General features: G+C 74.8%; 4 protein-coding genes. 1 reads left to right on the top strand and 3 read right to left on the bottom strand.

The genetic code is table 11. The features are described from left to right. Positions 1-80 precede the first annotated feature (80 nt). The 3 genes from ACFV04_RS41335 to ACFV04_RS41345 all read right to left on the bottom strand — a co-directional run bounded on the left by ACFV04_RS41335 (position 81) and on the right by ACFV04_RS41345 (position 2931). Positions 81-995 carry a lytic polysaccharide monooxygenase gene (locus ACFV04_RS41335; protein WP_380536250.1) on the bottom strand — a complete coding sequence of 305 codons (915 nt, stop codon included), beginning with the start codon at positions 993-995 and terminating at the stop codon, positions 81-83. 242 nt (positions 996-1237) lie between these two features. Then, positions 1238-1657: a hypothetical protein gene (locus ACFV04_RS41340; RefSeq protein WP_380536251.1), complete on the bottom strand. Its 420-nt coding sequence runs from the start codon at positions 1655-1657 to the stop codon at positions 1238-1240. Positions 1658-1719: 62 nt separating this feature from the next. Beyond that, entirely contained in the window at positions 1720-2931 is a 1212-nt protein-coding gene (locus tag ACFV04_RS41345) for an alanine racemase (protein WP_380348008.1), read from the bottom strand. A 91-nt stretch (positions 2932-3022) separates the two neighbouring features. On the opposite strand from ACFV04_RS41345, the gene ACFV04_RS41350 reads away from it, so the two are divergent. Continuing rightward, on the top strand, positions 3023-3796 hold the full coding sequence (locus ACFV04_RS41350; protein ID WP_380348009.1) for an SseB family protein: 774 nt from the start codon (positions 3023-3025) through the stop codon (positions 3794-3796). Positions 3797-3890: the final 94 nt, after the last annotated feature.

The raw sequence follows: 3890 nt of genomic DNA on the forward strand, positions 1-3890 counted from the left end.
CGTCCGTACGGGGACGCCCCGTGGAGCCACGGGAACCGGGCCGGACGGGGGTGTGACCGGCCCGGCGCCCGCGTCCGGCGTCAGGAGTCGCGTCGAACAGCCTCGACGCGACGGCGCCGGAGCACCATGCCGGCCCAGCCGACGCCGATCGCGGCGGCACCGGCGAGCAGCAGCGGACCGGTGGCCGAGGTGCCGGCCACGGCGGCGGAGGTGGTCGGGACGATCTGGCCGGCCGGGGCGTTCGGGTCCCCGCCGTGCCCGTGGTGGGCGACCGTGGACTTCGGGGCGTCGGCGGCGATCTGGGCGTCGCTGGGAGCGGCCGGGGCCTGCGCGGCGAGCGCCGGGGCGGCCGCGGCGGCCGAGCCGAAGTCGACGTCGGAGCAGCTGTAGAACGCCTCCGGGCTGTCGCTGCGCTGCCAGACCGTGTACAGCACCTGGCGGCCGGTGCGCTGCGGCAGGGTGCCGGCGTAGGTGTAGTAGCCGTTGGTGGCGGTGCGGTCGACCTGCACCTTGGCCACCGGGGTCGAGTCGAGGTCCGACCACTTCAGCGGCTTGGTGGGGTCGTAGCCCGGCTTGGTGATGTAGACGGTCTGGGTGCCGATGTGCGGCGCGGTGGTGCGGAACTGGAAGGTGAACGCGCCGGCCTTGACCGCGGTGGCGGGCCAGTCGGTGCGCGGCCAGTCCAGCGCCGCGTACTTGTCGCGGTTGGCGGAGCAGAGCTTGCCGTCCGGGATCAGCGTCTGGCTGTTCCCGGCGGCGTTGGCGATGTTGACCTCGTTCCAGTCGTACAGCGGCTGGGTGCCGCTCGCGGCGACGAGGTCCTTGCAGACCTGGGACACCGGGTGCTCGGGACCCTCCGCGTAGCACGCGGCGATCCGGCTGACGGGGTTGGTCATCGTGCCGTGGGCGCTCGCGGTGCCGGCGGTGGTCGCGGCCACCGCGAGGACCGCGGCGCCGACCACGCCGACGGACAGGGCACTTCGCTTGATGGACATGGGGTGGGTACTCCTTGACCGTCGTTCCGGGCGAGTGTGGGGGGAACGGGCACGCCTGCCCGTTCGGGGGTCGCCGGCCCGGCGCGCGACCCCCGGCCAGAGCGTAGGATTGGTCTGGACCAGATGGCAATAGCCGCGCGTGGACCACTTGTTGACGGACTGTAGGCCCCGGAGCAGCGCAAAGGCCCGACGGAAGGCTGTCGTTAGCCGTTCCATCGGGCCCCGTTAAGGCTGGGGAAAGGTCAGCGCTGCGCGTTGTGGACGATGCCGGCCTGGATCACCAGATCGCCCTTGACGGTCGAGCTCCCCGTGATGGTGTTGATGATGTACGTCCCGCCGGCTTCCTTGTTGAACTGCCCCGGCACGAACTCGGCGAGGATGTCGAAGAGTTCCTCGGCGGCCTGCGGGTTCGCCCGGAACAGTGCGCGCAGCCGGTTGCGCAGGGCCGCGGCCTGGTCGGCGAGGACCTCCTCGTCGCCGTCGGCCTCCAGCACCTCGGCGCGGATCACCTCCAGCTCCGCGCTCGCCTCCTCGTCCCGCTCGCCGCGCCCGAACAGCCGGACGACCCTCGAACTGGCCTGGTTCCAGGCGGCGGTGGCCATCAGGCCGGCCACCGCCGTCGCCCCCGACCTCACCATCTCCTGCACGATCTCGCCGTCCATGCGCCCCTCCCAGGTGTCGACACCGGTGTCGACACCACGGTAGGGCAGCGGCGGACGAACCGTCAGAGGAACGTCTTCCCTTCACCCCGGTACGTCGGGACGGTGCGGACGACGCGGTCGCCCTCGATCAGGTGCAGTTCCGCGAAGCGCTCGCACAGTTCGCCCGCCTTGGCGTGCCGGAACCACACCCGGTCGCCGATCAGCAGGTCGTCCGCGGCGGGGCCGAGCAGCGGGGTCTGCACCTCGCCGGCGCCCTCCATCGGGTCGTACCGCAGGCCCTGCGGCAGGTACGGCACCGGCGAGCGGTCCGGGCCGGCCGCGCCGGAGGCCGGGTAGCCGCCGCCGAGGACCGTCACCACGCCGACGCCGGGGCGGCGCACCACCGGCTGGCCGAACAGGGCGGCCGGCCGGCCCCGGAACGAGCGGTAGTTGTCGAACAGCTGCGGCTGGTACAGCCCGGAGCCGGCCGCCACCTCGGTGACGGCGCGTTCGGCCACGGTGGACTCCACGCTGCCGGTGCCGCCGCCGTTGACGAACTCCAGCTCCGCCACCTGCCGCAGCCGCCGGACCGCCGCGGCGCGCCGCTCGGCCAGTTCGGTCCGGGCCGCGGCCTGCATCAGCCGGATCAGCCGCGAGCGCACCGGCCGCCCGGGCACCCGGTCGCCCACGCCGGCGACGTGCCCCTCGTACGCCATCAGGCCGACCACCCGGAAGCCCCGGCGGCGCTGGACGAGTTCGGCGAAGGCGCCGAGGTCCTCGGGGGTGCGCAGCGGTGAGCGGCGGGCACCGACCCGGACCCTGCCGCCCAGCAGGTGCAGCGCGGTGTCCAGTTCCAGGCAGACCCGCACCTCGGCGTCGCCGGCCCGGGCCTTGTCGATCAGGTCGAGCTGGTCCGGGTCGTCCAGCACGACGGTGACCTCGCGGGCGGCGGCCGGGTCGGCGGTGAGCGCGGCGAAGCCGTCCCGGTCGGCGGAGGGGTAGGCGAGCAGGACGTCGCGGACGCCGGTGCGGGCGAGCCAGAGCGACTCGTCGAGGGTGAAGCTCATCACCCCGGCGAAGCCGTCCACGGCCAGCACCCGGTCCAGCAGTGCCCGGCAGCGCACCGACTTGCTGGCGACCCGGACCGGTTTGCCGCCGGCCCGGCGCACCAGGTCGGCGGCGTTGGCGTCGAAGGCCGCGAGGTCGACGACGGCCACCGGCCCGTCCAGGTGGGCGGTGGCGCGGTCGTACCGGAGGCGGTCGGAGACCGGGGCGGGCGCGTCGAGGATCACCATGGGCGCAGGGTGCCACAGCGGGCTACCGGTGGGTAGGGGGCGCGTGCAGGGAAATCGGGCGCGTCGGGCGGGGTGGCATAGGGTCGGGCGGGTGGACCGCAAAGACTTCTCCAACCCGGCGTTCGTCGGGAAGAACATCCCGAACCCCGGCTTCGGCGACGACGACGGCACCGCCGACCCGGCGCTCGTGGAGGCCCTCGCCCGCTGGTCGCAGGACCGTGCGGCGGAGCCCGGGGTGCTGGCTGCGCTGACGCCGACCCGGCTGATGGTCCCGATCGTCGCGATCCTCGGCGAGGTCGAGGTGGACGAGCACGGGCACAAGCACGAGAAGACCAGCGACATGGCCGTCCCGGTGCTGGAGGCCCCGGACGGGCGCCGCGCGCTGCCCGCCTTCACGTCGCTGGAGTCGCTCGCCCGCTGGCGCGCGGACGCCCGCCCGGCGCCGACGGCCGCGCCGCAGGCCGCGATGGTGGCCTTCTCGGAGCGCGCCGACACCTTGCTGATCGACCCGGCCGGTCCGGTGGCCTTCACGTTGTCCGGCGCCCGGCTGCGGGCGCTCGCGGAGAACCGGCCGTTCCTGCCGCCGGCGCGGGACCCGGAGGTGCGTGAGGCGGTCCGGGCGCTGCTGGCGGCCGAGCCGCAGGTGGTCACCGGTCTGCTGGCGGCTTCCGGGGACTCGGACGGGGTGCTCGCGGTGGTGTTCGACCCGGCGCTGGACCAGCCGGGGCTGCAGGCCGCTGCGCAGCGGGTCGGGCGGGCGGTGGCCGCCGATCCGGTGCTGCGGGTGCGGCTGGACCGGGGGCTGGACCTCGCGGTGCTGCCGGCGGGCGCGGAGCTGCCGGGGGAGCCGCTGTACCGGCGGTAGCGGTGGGCCGGGCGTCCCGGCCGCGAACGATCAGGGGGCGCGCACCGGCCGGTGCGCGCCCCCTGTCGTACGGGCGGAGATCAGGAGTAGTCCG

The organism is Kitasatospora sp. NPDC059599 (assembly GCF_042735125.1).
Taxonomy (GTDB): domain Bacteria; phylum Actinomycetota; class Actinomycetes; order Streptomycetales; family Streptomycetaceae; genus Kitasatospora.

Coding starts and splice junctions, on each gene's coding strand:
- ACFV04_RS41335 (WP_380536250.1), bottom strand. CDS start 995: ATGTCCATCAAGCGAAGTGCCCTGTCCGTCGGCGTGGTCGGCGCCGCG.
- ACFV04_RS41345 (WP_380348008.1), bottom strand. CDS start 2,931: ATGGTGATCCTCGACGCGCCCGCCCCGGTCTCCGACCGCCTCCGGTAC.
- ACFV04_RS41340 (WP_380536251.1), bottom strand. CDS start 1,657: ATGGACGGCGAGATCGTGCAGGAGATGGTGAGGTCGGGGGCGACGGCG.